General features: G+C 70.1%; 12 protein-coding genes and 3 pseudogenes. 10 read left to right on the top strand and 5 right to left on the bottom strand.

Features of this window, described 5'->3' with window-relative positions:
• Nucleotides 1-44 precede the first annotated feature (44 nt).
• On the top strand, nucleotides 45-1,031 hold the full coding sequence (locus NYE39_RS01415; RefSeq protein WP_341011672.1) for a DUF4349 domain-containing protein: 987 nt from the start codon (nucleotides 45-47) through the stop codon (nucleotides 1,029-1,031).
• A gap of 11 nt (nucleotides 1,032-1,042) precedes the next feature.
• Here NYE39_RS01415 and hemE read toward each other — a convergent pair whose 3' ends face one another.
• Nucleotides 1,043-2,095, bottom strand: a complete 1,053-nt coding sequence (gene hemE, locus NYE39_RS01410) for a uroporphyrinogen decarboxylase (RefSeq protein WP_072624471.1) — start codon at nucleotides 2,093-2,095, stop codon at nucleotides 1,043-1,045.
• 63 nt (nucleotides 2,096-2,158) lie between these two features.
• Here hemE and NYE39_RS01405 point away from each other — a divergent pair, with 63 nt between their 5' ends.
• From NYE39_RS01405 to NYE39_RS01385, 5 genes are all read left to right on the top strand, one after another.
• Entirely contained in the window at nucleotides 2,159-2,740 is a 582-nt protein-coding gene (locus NYE39_RS01405; protein ID WP_341011671.1) for a DUF3000 domain-containing protein, read from the top strand.
• Nucleotides 2,737-3,969: an HRDC domain-containing protein gene (locus NYE39_RS01400; RefSeq protein ID WP_341011670.1), complete on the top strand. Its 1,233-nt coding sequence runs from the start codon at nucleotides 2,737-2,739 to the stop codon at nucleotides 3,967-3,969. The genes NYE39_RS01405 and NYE39_RS01400 overlap by 4 nt, the downstream gene beginning before the upstream one ends.
• 271 nt (nucleotides 3,970-4,240) lie before the next feature.
• Nucleotides 4,241-5,452: a thiolase family protein gene (locus tag NYE39_RS01395; protein ID WP_341011669.1), complete on the top strand. Its 1,212-nt coding sequence runs from the start codon at nucleotides 4,241-4,243 to the stop codon at nucleotides 5,450-5,452.
• Nucleotides 5,453-5,454: 2 nt separating this feature from the next.
• Nucleotides 5,455-7,527 (top strand): 3-hydroxyacyl-CoA dehydrogenase NAD-binding domain-containing protein, encoded by a 2,073-nt coding sequence (locus NYE39_RS01390; RefSeq protein ID WP_341011668.1) that lies wholly within the window; start codon nucleotides 5,455-5,457, stop codon nucleotides 7,525-7,527.
• A gap of 391 nt (nucleotides 7,528-7,918) precedes the next feature.
• Nucleotides 7,919-9,187, top strand: coding sequence for a glucose-1-phosphate adenylyltransferase family protein (locus NYE39_RS01385; RefSeq protein WP_341011667.1), 1,269 nt, complete (start codon nucleotides 7,919-7,921; stop codon nucleotides 9,185-9,187).
• A gap of 193 nt (nucleotides 9,188-9,380) precedes the next feature.
• Here the strand turns inward: NYE39_RS01385 and NYE39_RS01380 are convergent, their stop codons facing one another.
• A complete protein-coding gene (locus tag NYE39_RS01380) occupies nucleotides 9,381-10,328 on the bottom strand; it encodes an IS481 family transposase (protein ID WP_445667062.1) in 948 nt (315 codons plus the stop codon).
• Here NYE39_RS01380 and NYE39_RS01375 point away from each other — a divergent pair.
• Nucleotides 10,327-10,694: pseudogene (locus NYE39_RS01375) on the top strand (transposase); the annotation flags it as partial. The gene NYE39_RS01380 and the pseudogene NYE39_RS01375 overlap by 2 nt on opposite strands.
• Before the next feature lie 41 nt (nucleotides 10,695-10,735).
• Here NYE39_RS01375 and NYE39_RS01370 read toward each other — a convergent pair.
• On the bottom strand, nucleotides 10,736-12,091 hold the full coding sequence (locus tag NYE39_RS01370; protein ID WP_445667061.1) for an IS256 family transposase: 1,356 nt from the start codon (nucleotides 12,089-12,091) through the stop codon (nucleotides 10,736-10,738).
• Between the two features lie 61 nt (nucleotides 12,092-12,152).
• Here NYE39_RS01370 and NYE39_RS01365 point away from each other — a divergent pair.
• A pseudogene (locus NYE39_RS01365) lies at nucleotides 12,153-13,058 on the top strand (IS3 family transposase); the annotation flags it as partial.
• A 34-nt stretch (nucleotides 13,059-13,092) separates the two neighbouring features.
• Nucleotides 13,093-13,722: pseudogene (locus NYE39_RS01360) on the top strand (IS3 family transposase); the annotation flags it as partial.
• Nucleotides 13,723-13,849: 127 nt separating this feature from the next.
• On the opposite strand, the gene istB reads toward NYE39_RS01360, so the two are convergent.
• Together istB and istA are read right to left on the bottom strand one after the other, a co-directional pair.
• The gene (gene istB, locus NYE39_RS01355) at nucleotides 13,850-14,626 is read right to left on the bottom strand and encodes an IS21-like element helper ATPase IstB (RefSeq protein WP_341011666.1); all 777 of its coding nucleotides are present in this window, start codon (nucleotides 14,624-14,626) and stop codon (nucleotides 13,850-13,852) included.
• Nucleotides 14,623-16,170, bottom strand: a complete 1,548-nt coding sequence (gene istA / locus NYE39_RS01350) for an IS21 family transposase (RefSeq protein WP_192911957.1) — start codon at nucleotides 16,168-16,170, stop codon at nucleotides 14,623-14,625. Before istA ends, istB begins: the two co-directional genes overlap by 4 nt.
• Nucleotides 16,171-16,598: 428 nt before the next feature.
• On the opposite strand from istA, the gene NYE39_RS01345 reads away from it, so the two are divergent.
• Nucleotides 16,599-16,775 carry a hypothetical protein gene (locus NYE39_RS01345; protein WP_341011665.1) on the top strand — a complete coding sequence of 59 codons (177 nt, stop codon included), beginning with the start codon at nucleotides 16,599-16,601 and terminating at the stop codon, nucleotides 16,773-16,775.
• Nucleotides 16,776-16,779: the final 4 nt, after the last annotated feature.

Genomic DNA, 16,779 nt, shown 5'->3' with positions numbered 1-16,779 from the left:
CAGCGAAGGGAGCAGACCCGACGCACGACGCAGGGGTGATCGAGATGAGCAACACACGAGGGACGACACGGTGGACCACGGCACGCTGGGCGGCGCTGGTCGCCGCGGGCGGGGTGGCCCTGGCGGGCTGCGCCGGCGGCAGCGACAGTGGCAGCGACGTGGCACCCAGCATGTCCACGACCCAGAGCTCCGGGGACGGGCAGAGCGAGTCGGCCGCCGGTGGAGCGGCGCCGGGCTCGGCGCAGGACGCGTCAGGGCGGGACTCGTCAGGGCAGGGTGACCAGCAGCGGTCCAGCGCCAAGGCATCGGACACGACGCCGGCCGGGACGCACGTGGCCCGCTCCGCGGAGCTGTCGCTGACCGTGGGGGACGTCGACCAGGCCAGCGCCAAGGTGCGCTCGACGGCCCGGCGCGCCGGCGGCTACGTCTCGAGCGAGGAGTCGCGGGCTGATGACGGGTCGCGCGGCGACTGGGCGGAGATCACCGTCACCGTCCCCGTCGACGAGCTCGACGCGACGATCACCAAGCTTGCCGACGTCGGCGAGGTGACCCACCGTTCGGCCGAGGCGGAGGACCTCACCTCGCAGTACACCGACACCGACGCCAGGGTGCGCACGATGACCGCCTCGGTGGAGCGACTGCGCAAGCTCATCGACTCCGCCGACGACCTCGACCAGATCGTCTCGCTCGAGAGCCAGCTGTCGACGCGCGAGGCGGACCTCGAGGCGCTGAAGAGCCAGCAGAAGTCGCTCGAGAAGCGCACGACGACGGCCCCGATCACGGTGAGCCTGACGACCGAGGACGCACCGGCCGACGAGCCCGAGGAGGAGCGCACCGGCTTCCTCGCCGGGCTGGGCTCCGGGTGGTCGGCGTTCACCGACGCACTGGCCGTCGGCATGACCGTGCTCGGCGCGGTGACCCCCTTCGCCGTGACGCTGGCGGTCATCGGAGCGCCGCTCGTGTGGTGGGTGCGCCGCCGTCGGGCGGCTCGTCCCGCGGCCACGCCTGCGACCCCGACCGCGGAGGCCTGAGCCCCGAGGGCTCAGCGCGCGCTGACCTCGTGGACCAGCTCGACGACCCGGGTGAGGACCACGGGGTCGGTGTCGGGCAGGACGCCGTGGCCGAGGTTGAAGATGTGGCCGGGGGCGGCCCGGCCCTCGTCGAGGATGCGCCGCACCTCGCGCTCGACGACCTCCCAGGGGGCGAAGAGCAGCGCCGGGTCGAGGTTGCCCTGGACCGGCTGGTCACCGCCGACCCGCTCGATGGCCTCGGCGAGGTTGACGCGGTAGTCCACGCCGATGACCTCGGTGCCCGCAGCGGCCATGTCGGGCAGCAGCTCGCCGGTGCCGACGCCGAAGTGGATCCGCGGGACGCCTGCGTCGGCGAGCGCGGCGAGGGTCGCCTGGGTGTGCGGCAGGACGTAACGGCGGTAGTCGGCCTTGGAGAGGAAGCCGGCCCACGAGTCGAAGAGCTGCAAGGCGCTGGCGCCCGCCTCGACCTGGACCTTGAGGAAGGCGGCGGAGATCTGCGTCAGCCGGGCGCACAGGTCGTTCCACAGCTCGGGGTCGCCGTGCATGAGCGACTTGGTCAGCTCGTGGTTGCGGCTGGGCCCGCCCTCGATGAGGTAGGAGGCGAGGGTGAAGGGGGCACCGGCGAACCCGATGAGCGGGGTCGGGCCGAGCTCGAGGACGATCCGCCGGACCGACTCGGCGATGTCGGGGATCATGTCGGCGGTCAGCTCGGGGATCCGGTCGAGGTCCTCGCGAGAGGCGAAGGGCTCGTCGAGGACCGGTCCGACGCCCGGCTCGATGTCGATGTCGACGCCGGCGGCCTGCAGGGGGACGACGATGTCGGAGAAGAAGATCGCGGCGTCGACCCGGTGCCGGCGCACCGGCTGCAGGGTGATCTCGGTGACCAGGTCGGGCGTGCGGCAGGCCTCGAGCATGTTGGTGCCGCGTCGGACCTCGCGGTACTCGGGAAGGGAGCGACCGGCCTGGCGCATGAACCACACCGGGGTGTGCGGGACGGTCTCCCCGCGGGCCGCGCGGACCAGGGGGCTGTCGGAGGGCGAGGCAGAGGTGGTCACGGGCCGCATCCTCCCATGCCCGTCCGGCGTGCCCTCCCGCGCTGGCGGCCGTCGGCGACCTACCCTCGCAGGGTGGCCACCCGAGAGATCTCCGACGCCCAGTCGCCGGACTTCGCGCACGCGCTGCGCAGCCTGCACGAGTCGCGGCTGCGCCCCGAGGTGCGCCTGACGGAGGTGCCCGCGCCCAGCCGCCTGGCACCCCACGCCGTCGCCATGACCGCCGACATCGTCGACGCCTCCGACGGCGAGGACCTGGCGACCGGGCGCTTCGTGCTGCTGCACGACCCGAGCGAGCCGGAGCCCTGGGGCGGCGCGTGGCGCGTGGTGACCTTCGCCCGGGCCGAGCTCGAGCCCGAGGTCGCCGGTGACCCCATGCTCGGCGCGGTCGGCTGGTCCTGGCTCACCGACGCGCTTCAGGCGCACGGGATCACGCCCGGCAACCTCGCCGGCACCGTGACCCGGGTCGTCTCCGAGTCCTTCGCCGACCTCGAGGAGCGCGAGCCCGACGTCGAGATGGAGATCCGCGCGTCGTGGACCCCCGCCGACTCGGCCGTCGGTGTGCACCTGCAGGCCTGGGTCGACATGCTCGGCACCGTCGGCGGGCTCCCGCCCCTGCCCGCAGGCGTCACGGCTCTCCCGGGGCGCCGCCGGTGAGCGACGAGCCCGTCACGGACGAGGCAGCGGAGGCGCCCGCTCCGCTGCCGGTGCTCACCGAGCCCGCCGAGGGCGTCCCGCCGGTCATCACGAGCGAGTCCGAGCTCGACGACTGCGCGGCGGCGATCGCCGCGGGCGTCGGACCGGTGGCGCTCGACGCCGAGCGTGCGTCCGGATATCGCTACGGGCAGAGCGCCTACCTCGTCCAGGTACGTCGCGAGGGCGCCGGGACCTGGCTCATCGACCCGGTGACCCTGCCCGACCTGACACCTCTCGACCGGTCCATCGGCACCGGTGAGTGGATCCTGCACGCGGCCACCCAGGACCTGCCCTGCCTGCGCGAGGTAGGTCTGGTGCCACGGCAGATCTTCGACACCGAGCTCGCCGCGCGCCTGCTCGGGCTCCCGCGCGTCGGGCTCGCCGCCGTCATCGAGCACTACCTCGGCATCAGCCTGGCCAAGGAGCACTCCGCGGTCGACTGGTCGACCCGACCGCTGCCCGAGCCGTGGCTGCGCTACGCGGCGCTCGACGTCGAGGTGCTCGGCGAGCTGCGCAACCTCATGGGCGCGGACCTGGCCGCCCAGGGCAAAAGCGAGTGGGCGCGACAGGAGTTCGAGGCCCTGCTGTCCTGGCGCCCGGTCGTCAAGGAGGACCCGTGGCGACGCACCTCCGGCCTCCACAAGATCCGTCAGCCGCGCGTCCTCGCGACGGTGCGCGAGCTCTGGTACGAGCGCGACCGCATCGCGCGCGACCGCGACACCTCGCCGGGTCGGGTCATCCCCGACACCTCCCTCGTCGACATCGCCCTCGCCGACCCCCACGAGCCCACCGACCTGCCTCGCGGCCACCGGTCAATCCAGCGCAACCAGCGCGCCTGGCTCGACGCCGTGGCCCGGGCCCGCAAGCTCCCCGACGCCGAGCTGCCCCCGGCCTCGGTCAAGGCCGACGGGCCTCCACCGCAGCGCTCCTGGGCCAACCGCGACCCGCTGGCCGCGGAGCGGCTGGCCGCCACCCGCGAGGCGCTCGGCGCCTTCGCCGAGGAGCGCACGGTCCCGATCGAAAACGTCTGCTCCCCCGACCCGCTGCGCCGGGTCGTGTGGAGCCCGCCGGCGGAGCGCACCCCCGCTGCCTTCGCCGCCGCCCTCGCCGACCTCGGCGTGCGCCCCTGGCAGCGCGAGATCGTCGCCCCGATGCTCGCCGACGCCTTCGCCGCCCACCCCGACGCCTGACGGGGCCGGGGTCGCGATCCCGCAGCGGGTAGAGGTTCCAGCGACCGGATAGTCGGACGCGTTTACCTCGACTCACCAGTCGGCGGGTGAGGGGCAGGTCGAAGGGGGACGACGGCGCGACGCACGCGGGAGCGGACGGCGAGGAGGTGGGCGCCAACGTGGGCGGGGTCACGCGAGGCGCACCTGTCGCAGGTGAGCAAGCGCTTAGTAGCCTCGGAGGCGTCGGGTGGAACCGCCCGGCTGCTCCTGCACCACGACAGAGAGGCCCACCGTGCCCCGCACTTCACGCGAGGTCGTTTTCGTCGACGGCGTCCGCACGCCCTTCGGCAAGGCCGGGGAGAAGGGCATGTACGCCCAGACCCGCGCCGACGACCTGGTCATCAACTGCATCCGCGAGCTCATGCGCCGCCACCCGGAGCTCCCGCCGGAGCGGGTCGAGGAGGTCGCGATCGCGGCGACGACCCAGATCGGCGACCAGGGCCTGACCCTGGGCCGCATGGCGTCGCTCCTGTCGGGCCTGCCCAACACCACCCCCGGCTACTCCGTCGACCGCATGTGTGCCGGCGCGATGACCGCGGTGACCAACATCGCCGGCGCCATCTCCTTCGGCTCGATCGACGTCGCCGTCGCCGGTGGCGTCGAGCACATGGGCCGCCACCCCATGGGTGAGGGCGTCGACCCCAACCCGCGCGTCGTCGCCGAAAAGCTCGTCGACCCGTCCGCACTCGTCATGGGCAAGACGGCCGAAAACCTGCACGACCGCTACCCCACGCTCACCAAGGAGCGGTCGGACGAGTTCGCCGTCAACAGCCAGCGCAAGCTCGCGCAGGCCTACGAGGACGGCAGGATCCAGCCCGACCTCGTCGCGACCGCCACCCGCCACGCCGACAAGGGCTGGGGCCTGGCCACGGCAGACGAGCCCCCGCGCCCGCAGACGACGCTCGAGTCCCTGCAGAGCCTGAAGACCCCCTTCCGCCCGCACGGCAAGGTCACGGCCGGCAATGCCGCCGGTCTCAACGACGGTGCCACGGCCTGCATCCTCGCGGCCGAGGAGACCGCCCAGGAGCTGGGCCTGCCCGTCGGCATGCGCCTCGTCGAGTTCGCCTTCGTCGGCGTCGAGCCGGAGGTCATGGGCTACGGCCCCGTCCCCGCCGCGGAGAAGGCTCTGGCCAAGGCCGGCCTGACGATCGACGACATCGGTCTCTTCGAGCTCAACGAGGCCTTCGCCGTGCAGGTGCTCGCCTTCCTCGAGCACTTCGGCATCGCCGACGACTCCGACAAGGTCAACCGCTACGGCGGCGCCATCGCCACCGGGCACCCGCTCGCCTCCTCCGGCGTGCGCCTCATGACGCAGCTGTCCCGGCAGTTCGCCGAGGACCCGAGCGTCCGCTACGGCATGACCGCCATGTGCATCGGCATCGGCATGGGTGGCGCCGTCATCTGGGAGAACCCGCACCACGCCGACTACGGCAAGGAGAACTGAGCATGAGCGAGCCCAAGCCCGAGGTCGTCACCCGCGCCCTCGTCCAGGACGTCCAGCTCCCCGCCGATGGCGGCACGCTGGCCCTCGTCACGCTGGACAACGGCCACGACCACACCAAGCCCAACACCTTCGGCCTCGAAGGGATGGCCGGTCTGAGCGCCGCCGTCGCGACCCTGCAGCAGCGCGCCGAGGCCGGCGAGATCGTCGCCGTCGCCGTGACCGGCAAGCCCTTCATCTTCGCGGTGGGCGCCGACCTGTCCGGCGTCCCGGGAGTCGCCTCGCGTGAGCAGGCCCTCGAGATCGCCCGCGCCGGCCACGCCGCCTACGCGGCGATCATGGACCTGCCGGTGCCGACCTTCGCCTTCGTCAACGGCGCGGCGATGGGCGGCGGCGTCGAGCTGTCGCTGGCCTGCGACTACCGCACGATGAGCAAGGCCGTGCCGGCCATCGCCCTGCCCGAGGTCTTCCTCGGCCTGGTCCCCGGCTGGGGCGGCTGCTACCTGCTCCCCCGCCTCGTCGGCCCGGAGAAGGCCCTCAAGGTCATCGTCGAGAACCCGCTCAACACCAACCGGATGCTGAACGGCCCGGCCGCGGCGAAGCTCGGCCTCGCCGACGCGCTCCTCGACGGCGCCGACTTCCTCGAGCAGTCGATCATCTGGGCCGCCGGTGTGCTCTCCGGCGAGACGAAGGTCGAGCGCGAGCCGGTGAACGACGACGCCGCCGTGTGGGAGGCCGCTGCCGCGGCCGCCACGCAGCTCGCCGACGCGAAGACCGCAGGAAAGTCCCCTTCGCCCTACCGCGCCATCGAGCTCGTCAAGGCCGCGCGCACCGCCGAGCGCGATGCCGCCTTCGCCGCCGAGGACGAGGCCCTGGCCGACCTGCTCATGGGTGACGAGCTGCGCGCCGGGCTGTACTCCTTCGACCTCGTGCAGAAGCGCGCGAAGCGACCTGCCGGCGCCCCCGACAAGGCGCTCGCCCGCCCGGTCGGCAAGGTCGGCATCGTCGGCGCCGGCCTCATGGCCAGCCAGCTGGCGATGCTCTTCATCCGCTCGCTCAAGGTGCCTGTCCTCATGACCGACCTCGACCAGGAGCGCGTGGACAAGGGCGTCGCCTACGTCCACGGCGAGATCGACTCCTCCCTCGCCAAGGGCAAGATCACGCAGGACAAGGCCAACCAGCTCAAGGCCCTCATCACCGGCTCCACGAGCAAGGAGGGCTTCGCCGACGCGGACTTCGTCATCGAGGCCGTCTTCGAGGAGATGGGCGTCAAGAAGAAGGTCTGGGCCGAGGTGGAGCAGATCGTCACCCCCGAGTGCATCCTCGCCTCCAACACCTCATCGCTCTCGATCACCGAGATGGCGTCCGAGCTGCAGCACCCGGAGCGGGTCGTGGGCTTCCACTTCTTCAACCCCGTCGCCGTCATGCCGCTGCTCGAGATCATCCCGGGCGAGAAGACGGACGACGCGGCGCTCGCGACGGCCTTCGCCACCGGCAAGGGCCTGAAGAAGACCTGCATCCTCGTCAAGGACAGCCCCTCCTTCATCGCCAACCGACTGCTCGGCCGCTTCATGGGCGAGTTCTCCAAGATCGTCGACGAAGGCACTCCGGTCGAGGTCGCCAACGAGGGCATCGCGGGCCTGGCCCCGATGCCGCCGCTGGTCCTCGTCGGCCTCGTCGGCCCGGCGATCGCGCTGCACAACAGCGAGACGCTCCACCGTGAGCTCGGCGAGCGCTTCTACGTCTCGCCCAACCTCAAGGCGCTCGTCGAGGCCGGCAAGCGCTCCTACGACGACGAGGGCGTGGCCGAGCTGCTCACCGCCCCCGAGTCGCCGGTGGAGCTGACCGCGCAGCAGGTCCGCGAGCGGGTCCTCGGCGTCCTCGCCGAGGAGGTGCGCACGATGCTCGACGACGGTGTCGCACAGGCCCCCATGGACATCGACCTCGCGATGATCACTGGCGCCGGCTTCCAGTTCTGGAACGGTGGCCTCACGCCGCTCCTGGACCGTGAGGGCGTCTCGGAGAAGGTCACCGGGCAGCGCTTCCTGCCGAAGGGTGTGGCCAGCGTCCCGGCCTGATGCGTTGGCAGCATGACGGGGCCTGACCGGCTTCCGGCATGTCGAAGGGGAGGTCCCGACGACGACCTTCGCTTCTCGTGGTCCTCGCAACTCCTGCGTCCGAGGAGTTGCGAGGACCACGGTCGTTTCGACGTGAAGAAGGGCCGAGGGGCCTGCCGGTGACCAACGCCGTCGTGGTGATCGTCGTGGGCGTCAACGGCGACGGGCAGAGCGAGGTCTTGGACCTGCGGGTGGACACCAGGGAGACAGGCGGCGTGGAATGAGTTCTTCGCCGACCCGACGCGGTCCAGGCGCAGTTCGAGCCGTGCGAGGCCGACACTGTCATGGGATCTGGTTATAAGGTCCAGATGGGCATCTCGACCTAGACGATGTCGCAAGGGGACGTGATGAGATGAGTGCGGATCTGGCTATGTCGAGCGTCGTCCCCCTCTCCCGCATCCCGAAGATCGTCGGGGTCGTCCAGGCGGGTGGTCAGGGCTCCCGGATGGACGTCCTCACGCGTGAGCGCGCCAAGCCCGCCCTCCCCTTCGCCGGCAGCTACCAGCTCGTCGACTTCGCTCTGAGCAACTTCGGCAACAGCGGCATCCCTGACGTGTGGGTCTCGGTGCAGTACGAGGCGTCCTCGCTCGACCGCCACCTCGCCGGTGGGCGGCCCTGGGACCTCGACCGCACCCGCGGCGGCTACCGGCGGCTCGTGCCGGAGGAAGGGCAGGCCAGCGGGTCCGAGGGCTTCAGCGCCGGCAACGCCGACGACCTGCTGAAGATGGGTGCCCAGCTGCGCGAGGCGGGCGCCAAGGTCGTCGTCGTGACGAGCGCCGACCAGGTCTACCGCCTCGACATGCGCGCCGTCGTCGCCCAGCACCTCGAGCGCGGGTCCGAGGCCACGGTCGTCACCGTCGAGGTGCCGCTCGCGCAGGCCAAGCACAAGACGGTCGTCGACGTCGGCCGGGACGGCGTCGTGCAGGGCCTGACCGACAAGCCCACCGCCCCGCCGCACGGGACGATCGCCGCCGAGATCTTCGTCTACGACGTCCCGGTGCTGCTGCGCACGCTCGACGCGATCCGGCACGAACGGGCGCAGGCCGACCCAGGGCTCACGGAGGGGATCGGCGACTTCCCCGACCGCCTGCTTCCGCGGCTCGTCGAGGGCGGGAAGGCCCACGCGTACGCGCTCACGGGCTACTGGCGCGACCTCGGCCGCCCCTCCGCCTACCTCGCCGCGCACCGCGAGCTGCTGCGCGGACGAGTCGACGTCTTCGACGACCCGGCGTGGCCGATCCTCACCCGGTCGCCGGAGATGCCACCGCCGATGATGCACGCGGGCAGCGTCGTCGAGGACTCGATGATCAGCCCCGGGTCGCACGTGCACGGCACCGTGCGCCGCAGCGTCGTCGGACCGGGCTGTGTCGTCGAGGCGGGAGCGGTCGTCGAGGACTCGGTGCTCATGCACCGGGTGCGGGTCGCGGCCGGTGCACAGGTCTTCGCCTCGGTCGTCGACGACTCGTGCCGGGTCGGCGAGGACGCGCAGGTCGGGTCCCAGCCGAAGCGCTGGCCGCCCTCGGACTCCGCCGTCGTGCTCGTCGGTCGTGAGTCGCACGTGGCGAAGGGGGTCGTCCTGAAGCCGGGAGCCCGCCTCGAGCCCGGCACCACTGCGAGCTGAACGAGCCCCCACTCCTTCGGTGTTCCTCAGTCGTGGACTCAGCGTAGGGCAGGTGTCGTCACTGGCCCGTGTGCGGACCTGAGACGATTCGTGAAATCTGTGCTCACGCGAGCAGTGAAGGGTTCACGGGCTGCTCTAGGTACACTCCCCGCATGCAGAACACGGCAGCAGGTCGCCTAGGTGTACTCGGCCGTCAGGTTGTTGACAGTCGGCTGGTCGGGGGAAGGCCGCCGAGTGCGGTGTGGCGGCGTTCAGTGTTGTAGTGCTCGAGCCAGGGCGCAAGGGCGTCTGCTCGTTGCTGGTTGCTGGTGAAGACCTGCCGGTAGGCCCACTCGGTTTGCAGGGTGCGGTTGAAGCGTTCGACCTTGCCGTTCTGCCAGGGGCAGTGGGGCTTGATGAACTTGTGCTTGGCGCCCAGTTCGTCGAGGACGGCGCGCACGTCGTGGGAGTTTTTGTAGGAGAAGTGGTTGTCGGTCATCACCCGCTCGATCGAGGTGATGCCGTGGCCGGCGAAGTAGGCCGCGGCGCGGCGGATGAACCCGGCGCAGGAGGTGCCCTTCTCGTCGGGCAGGATCTCGCTGTAGGCCAGCCGTGAGTGGTCATCGACCATGGAGTGCACGTAGTCGTAGCCGATCCTGGCCTTCTTCTTCGCCGAGGTCGATCCCATCGCTCGACCGTGGGCCTTCCACCCGCCGCCGTCGGGGATCTTGCCGACCTTCTTGACGTCGACGTGGACCAGCTCGCCGGGCCGGTCGCGTTCGTAGCGCACCGCGGTGGTCTTCGACGCGCGGATCACTTCGCCGGTCAGCGGGTCGCACTCGCGCAGGTAGGGCACGCCGTGGCGCCGCAGAACCCGAGAGACGGTGCGCGCGGGCACGCCCAGCTCGGGACCGATCCAGTCCTGACCGCGACGCTGCTCGCGGCGGATGGCCACGATGCGTTCCTCGACCTCCACCGGGGTCTGTCGCGGGCTGTGGTGCGGACGGCTGGAACGATCGACCAGCGCCTCCTTGCCGTGCTCGCGGAAGCGGTTGATCCACCGGTGCGCGCACTGACGCGAGATGCCCTGGGGGCCTGACCCCGGTTCTTGGACACGCTGAATCCAGCATCTGCTGGGGAAGCGAGATGATCGAGGGACCATGGCCAGGAAGAACTACTCCGAGGAGTTCCGTCGTCAGGCCGTCGACTTGTATGAGTCCACGCCGGGGGCCACGGTCCGCGGTATCGCTGAGGACTTGGGCATCGTGCGCGGCACGCTGCGTCAGTGGCTCCGGGCGTACGGGTCGGGCAAGAAGACCGCTGCCGACGGGACGGCGACCTCCAGCCCCTTGCAGTCCAAGGCAGCGCCACCGGGGCCGAGCGAGAAGGAGTCGCTCGAGCAGCGGGTGGCTCGGTTGGAGGCCGAGAACGCGACGCTGAGGGTGCAGGCGACGAAGCTGACCACCGAGCGGGAGATCCTGCAGAAGGCGGCCAAGTATTTCGCCGGGGAGACGCGCTGGTGAGTCGAGCTTGTCAAGTTGTCTGTGTAAGTGACTGGGTCTCGGTGGGTTACAGGTAGGTGTTGATGCGGTCGGGATAGATCAGGGCGAGTTCGCCGAGGGCTGCTTTCCAGCCTTGGATGACGGAGCCTTCGACGAGCTTGCCGGGTGCCTTGCGGGGAGTGCCTCTGGGGGTGCCGGCTTCTTTGGCGCGCTCACGGGCTCGCTTGTCCTCGATGGTGCGGATGGCCAGCCACAGCAGCTTGATCGCGGCGGTGTCGCTGGGGAAGTGGCCGCGGTTCTTGATGATCTTGCGTAGCTGGTAGTTCAGCGACTCGATCGAGTTGGTCGTGTAGATGACCTTCCTCAAGGCGGGACCGAAGGCCAGGAATGGCGTGAACCGCTCCCACGCGTTCTCCCAGGAGGCCACGGCGGCGGGGTACTTCTTACCCAGGTTCGAGTCGGCGAACGTGGTCAGCGCCATCAACGCCGCGTCCTCGTTCGCGGCGGTATAGATCGGGCGCAGCATCGCCGCGACGGCCTTACGGTCGGTGTAGGACACGAACCGCATCGAGGCGCGGATCAGGTGGACCACGCACGTTTGGACCATCGCCTGGGTCCAGGTCGCCTCGATGGCCTCGGGGAAGCCGGTCAGCCCGTCGCAGCAGACGATCAGCACGTCCTTGACGCCGCGGTTGGCCAGTTCCGCGCACACCGACGCCCAGAACTTCGCGCCCTCGGCGGCTTGGACCCAGATGCCCAGGACGTGCTTGACGCCATCCATGTCCACGCCGACAGCGATGTGCGCGGCGCGGTTGCTCACGTGAGCGCCGTCGCGGATCTTCACCACCAGAGCGTCGAGGTAGATCACCGGGTAGAACGCCTCCAGCGGGCGGGTCTGCCAGGCGGTGACCTCCTCGGCGACGGCGTCGGTGACATTGCTGATCGTCTCGTGGGACAGCTCGGTGCCCAACGTCGCGGCCAGGTGGTGCTGGATGTCGCGGATCGTCATCCCGCCCGCGTACAGCGAGATGATCATGTCTTCCAGCCCACCCAAACGCCGAGCGCCCTTGGGCACCAACGCCGACGCGAACGTGGAGTTGCGATCCCGCGGCTGGTCCAGACCGATGTCACCGACCTCGGTGCCCAAATTCTTGGGGGTGCTGCCGTTGCGTGAGTTCCCCGAGCCGTGCCCTCCCGGGTCGCCCTTCTCGTAGCCCAGGTGGTCGGTCAGCTCAGCCTGCATCCCACGCTCGAGGACAGCCTTGATCATCTCGGGCAAGAAACCGCCCTCACCCGTCAGCGACAGGCCACGCTCATCCGTCGCGGCCATCAACTTGTCGAGCATCTCGTCATCGAACAGCTCACGACGCAACCGACGAGCCTCCGGCTCCTCACGCTGCGCGTCATCCTTCGGCTTGGTCATAGCCATAGTCAATCTCCTTCAGATAGGAGACCCCACTTACACAGACCATCTGACACGCCCGGTGAGTCGCTTCCAGTTCGTCGCCGACAACTCCGCCACCTACCCGGTGAAGCGACTGTGCGAGCTCCTCGAGGTGAGGCGCTCATCGTTCTACGCCTGGCAGGCAGGCGCACCAGCCAGGACCGAACGGGCTGCGGCGGACGCCGAGCTCGAGACTCGGATCCGCAAGGTCCACACCGCCGACAACACCGTCGGAGCCCCGAGGATCACTGCCGAGCTCAATGACGGGGTCCCCCAGGGCGAGCGGGTCAACCACAAGCGGGTGGCGCGGGTGATGCGCGCGGCCGGGATCACCGGATACGTCAAGCGACGCAAGGTCCGCACGACCGTGCCCGAGCCGGCCGATCGGAAGGTGCCTGACCTGCTCAAGCGCGACTTCACCGCCACCGCGCCGAACCGGCGCTACGTCGGTGACATCACCTACCTGCCGTTGTCCCAGGCAGCCGGCGGTGGGAATCTCTACCTCGCGACCGTGATCGACTGCTACTCCCGTCGCCTCGTCGGCTGGGCCATCGCCGACCACATGCGCACCGAGCTCGTCGAAGACGCGCTCAAGGCCGCCGCCGCGACCAGAGGATCACTCGCTGGGGCCGTCTTTCACAGCGACCACGGGTCGGTCTACTGCTCGAAGGACTACGCCACACTCTGCAGCACGCTCGGCGTCGCTCAGTCCATGGGCGCCGTCGGCTCCTCGGCCGACAACGCACTGGCAGAGTCGTTCAACGCCGCTCTGAAGCGAGAGGTCCTCCAGGACGCCAAGACCTGGCCCGACGAGCTCACCTGCCGCCGGCAGACCTTCAAATGGCTCACCCGCTACAACACCAAGCGCCGCCACTCCTGGTGCCGCTACAACACGCCGATCACCTACGAGATCGCCGCCACGGCTACGCTGCAACCTGCTGCGTAATCACACCCCGTGTCCAAGGACCGGGGGTAGGGCCCCGGAGCGGATCAGGGCCGTCCATGCCGAGGACAACACCCAGGGTGCGCCTCGGATCACCGCCGAACTCAACGACAACACCCCTGCCGGTGCACGGGTGAATCACAAGCGCGTGGCCAGGGTGATGCGGCTGGAGGGCATCCGCGGCTATGTGAAGAAGCGTCGCGTGCGGACCACGATCCCCGAACCCTCGGGGCAGAAGTACCCAGACCTGCTGAACCGGGACTTCACCGCTCCTGCGCCGAACCGACGCTACGTCGGGGACATCACCTACCTGCCGTTGGCCGACGGGACGAACCTGTACCTAGCGACCGTGATCGACTGCTACAGCCGTCGGCTGGCCGGGTGGGCGATCGCCGACCACATGCGCACCGAGCTGGTCGAGGACGCTCTCAACGCCGCTGCCGCGACCCGCGGCAGCCTCAAGGGCGCGATCTTCCACAGCGACCACGGGTCGGTCTACTGCTCGAAGGCCTACGCCAAGCTCTGCAAGAAGCTCGGCATCGCCCAATCCATGGGAGCCGTCGGGTCGTCGGCCGACAACGCGCTCGCCGAGTCGTTCAACGCCACGATGAAGCGCGAGGTCCTCCAAGACGCCGCCTGCTGGAGTGACGACCTGACCTGCCGCCGGCTGTCAAGGGCCAGTGAGAACTGCCCAGTGGCGGACATGAAACCTGCCCGCTGACGGCCACGAGAACTGCCCGGTGGTGGCCATGGGATCTGCCCATGGGGGCTGCGGCCACCACCGACCAGGGTGCTCAGCTCAACGGGCTCACCCCTTGGCCAGCCAGTGCTTGGGTGAGGCGCACGGAGTCGCCGCTGGTCTGGCAGACGTGGGCGTGGTGCAGCAGCCTGTCGACGGTGGCGGTGGCCAGCGTCTTGGGCATGAGTTCGTCGAATCCGGACGGGTGCAGGTTCGAGCTGATCGCGACCGAGCGCTTCTCGTAGGCGGCGTCGACGAGCCGGTAGAGGCCCTCGGCGGCGTCGGCGGCAACCGGCAGCAGCCCGATGTCATCAACGATGACCAGGTCGGCGCGCAGGACGCGGGCGATCGCCTTCGACACCGTGTCGTCCGCGCGGTGTCGGCGCAGTAGGACGCCGAGGTCTTCCAGGGTGAACCAGGCGACTTTCAGACCGGTCTCGACGGCTTGTTGGCCGAGCGCCTCGAGCAGGAACGTCTTCCCGGTCCCCGACGGCCCACAGACGACAAGGTTCTCTCGTCGGTGGACCCATTCCAGGGTCCGCAGTGCCTGCTGGGTGGGCGCCGGGATCGAGGACGCGTCGGGCTGCCATGCGTCGAAGGTCTTCCCGGTCGGGAACCCCGCCGCTGCACGCCTCGTGGCGAGTGCGGAGCGTTCCCGGCCGGCGACCTCCTCTGCGAACAGCGCCTTGAGGACCTCGGCCGGTTCCCAGCGTTGGGCCTTCGCGGTCGCGACGACTTCCGGGGCGTGGCGGCGGATGTGCGGCAGCCGCAGCCTGCGCAGCAGGTCTTCCAGGTCGGCTGGCAGTGGCGGCGCGGTGGTCGTGGTCTTCATGCGATCACCTCGTCGGTGTCCGTAGCGGACTGCTGGCCGAGCCGTGCCCAGGCGCTGGTGCCCTGGGTCAGCGAGGAGTCCTCGCTGGCCCGGTGCTCACCGGCGCCGGGTTGGCGGGCGTGGTGGTCCAGGATCGAGGACAGGTCGGCCTCGGCGAACCGGCCATGGACCGCGGCATGGCCCAGTGCCCAGTCGACCTCGACGGGGTCGAACAGCTTGGCCAGGGCAAGTGCCTCGGCCATCTTGACCCGCATCCGCGGCGTGCCCGCGGCGGCGGCCTCGACCAGCCACAACCTCGCGCCCTCGCCCAGGTCGAGGAACTCCGACTCAGCAGCGTTCTTCGCCCGCGGCCGACGGTCCAGCGGTCCCTCGGGCTGGGGCGGGAAGTGCTCGTCGTTGATCTTCGGCGTGCCCGGGGTGGCCCGGGCGTGGCGGGCGACCTCGACCGGACCATCGGCGCCGACGTGGACGATCACGACCTGCTCGTCGACCCCGACTCCTTGGGTGCGGACCCACACCGTGGCGCCCAGTAGGGACTGGTCGTCGTGGACGTGGGGGACCGAGTACTGGCCGGACTCGAAGGTCACCATCGGGGTGTTGGTCGGCACCTGCCGGGTGGTGCCGAACGCGACCGTGTGCGGCACCGCGGGGACCGGGTGCAGCCGGGTGGCTTCCTCGGCGAGCATCTCGACCGGTGGCCGCTTGGTGAGCCGGTGCGGGCGGGTGTTGACCTTCTGACAGAACGCCTCGCAGGCGGCCTCGAGCTCAGCGAACGTCGCGTACTCGACGAGCAGGTTGGTGTCCTTGGGGACCAGGTCGGCCTTGCTGATCTTCACCGACGACTCGGTGCCGCCCTTGGACGCCGGATCCGCCGGGACACAGGTGTGCACGACCACCGAGTAGTGCTCGGCGAAGCTGACGAGCTGGGCGTTGCGGACCGGGATCCCGGCGATGTGCTCGACCGTGACGGTCTTCTCGTTGTCGGTCAACACGTAGGTCGGCACCCCACCCAGTCGCCGGAACGTCTGGTCCAGCGCGGCGAACACGCTCGGCATCGTCTTGTCGCGGATCGGGAGGACGACCCGGAACCGCGACCACGCCAGCCAGGCGACGAACAGCACGGTCTTCGCGCCGTCGACGACCGGACCGTCGCCGTAGTCGTACTGCAGCCACATCCCCGGCTCGGTGACCCACGGTCGGTGCACCCGCACATGGCCAGCCCGGTAGGACTGCTTCACGGTCGCGACCGCGCGGCGGGTGGTGCGCTCCGAGCCGGTGTAGCCCAACGCCACGAGCTTGTCGTGGGCCACGTCCGCGCGGACCTTGCCCTTCGAGCGTTCGACCCATTCCTCGACCTTGGGCAGGTACTCATCGATCACCTGCGGCCGCGTCGCGGCCCGGTCCAGCTCGCCGCCAGCGGCACGCCGCTCGACGTAGTGCTTGACCGTGTGGTGGGAGCAGCCGGCCAGCTCCCCGGCATCACGCAACGACCCTGTCAGGTCGTAGGCATCCAGAATTTTCATGATCTCCTCGGCAGACTTCAACTCATCCCTTCCTCGGGGCGATGGGGCGCTTCAGCACCGCTCATCGCACCCGAGGAAGGGGCCTCAACCACGCAGCACGGCGAGGCAGACGACGTCGTGTCGGGCAGATCCCATGACCGTCAGCGGGCAGTTCTCATGTCCGCCACCGGGTAGTTTCGTGGCCGTCTCCGGGCAGTTTCTCGTGGCCGCCGACACCGGCAGGTCTTCAGGTGGCTCGTCCGCTACAACACCCGCCGCCGTCACACTTGGTGCGGCTACCTGTCCCCGTCCACCTACGAGGCCCGCCGGGCCGCTACGCTGCCGACCGCCGCGTAATCACACCCTGTGTCCAAGAACCGGGGGTAGGGCCCACCCGGCTACGAGAGAAGATCGGTTCGGCGATCGCGTCGGGCAACCGCGCCGTCAGCGAGGTCGCTAGCGAGTACCAGGTGGCGTGGTCGACCGCGCACCGGGCGCTCATCGCACTGGCCAACCAGTGGCTGCCCGAGCCGGAACCCACCCGCGTGCTCGGCATCGACGAGACCCGCGCCCGGTCGGTGCGCTGGGTGCTCGAAGAGGCCGGCTGGACACGGTCGAACCCGTGGATGACCTCGTTCGGGGCCTGACCCC

The organism is Janibacter sp. FSL W8-0316 (assembly GCF_038004165.1).
Lineage (GTDB): Bacteria > Actinomycetota > Actinomycetes > Actinomycetales > Dermatophilaceae > Janibacter > Janibacter indicus.
The sequence above is the reverse complement of the archived record's forward strand: the minus strand, read 5'-3'. Positions and strand labels throughout refer to the sequence as shown.

What these genes read in the sequence shown, in the direction of transcription:
- NYE39_RS01385 (WP_341011667.1), top strand. Translation starts at nt 7,919, where the DNA reads ATGAGTGCGGATCTGGCTATGTCGAGCGTCGTCCCCCTCTCCCGCATC.
- istB (WP_341011666.1), bottom strand. Translation starts at nt 14,626, where the DNA reads ATGAAGACCACGACCACCGCGCCGCCACTGCCAGCCGACCTGGAAGAC.
- hemE (WP_072624471.1), bottom strand. Translation starts at nt 2,095, where the DNA reads ATGCGGCCCGTGACCACCTCTGCCTCGCCCTCCGACAGCCCCCTGGTC.
- NYE39_RS01380 (WP_445667062.1), bottom strand. Translation starts at nt 10,328, where the DNA reads ATGGTCCCTCGATCATCTCGCTTCCCCAGCAGATGCTGGATTCAGCGT.
- NYE39_RS01415 (WP_341011672.1), top strand. Translation starts at nt 45, where the DNA reads ATGAGCAACACACGAGGGACGACACGGTGGACCACGGCACGCTGGGCG.
- NYE39_RS01370 (WP_445667061.1), bottom strand. Translation starts at nt 12,091, where the DNA reads ATGACCAAGCCGAAGGATGACGCGCAGCGTGAGGAGCCGGAGGCTCGT.
- NYE39_RS01390 (WP_341011668.1), top strand. Translation starts at nt 5,455, where the DNA reads ATGAGCGAGCCCAAGCCCGAGGTCGTCACCCGCGCCCTCGTCCAGGAC.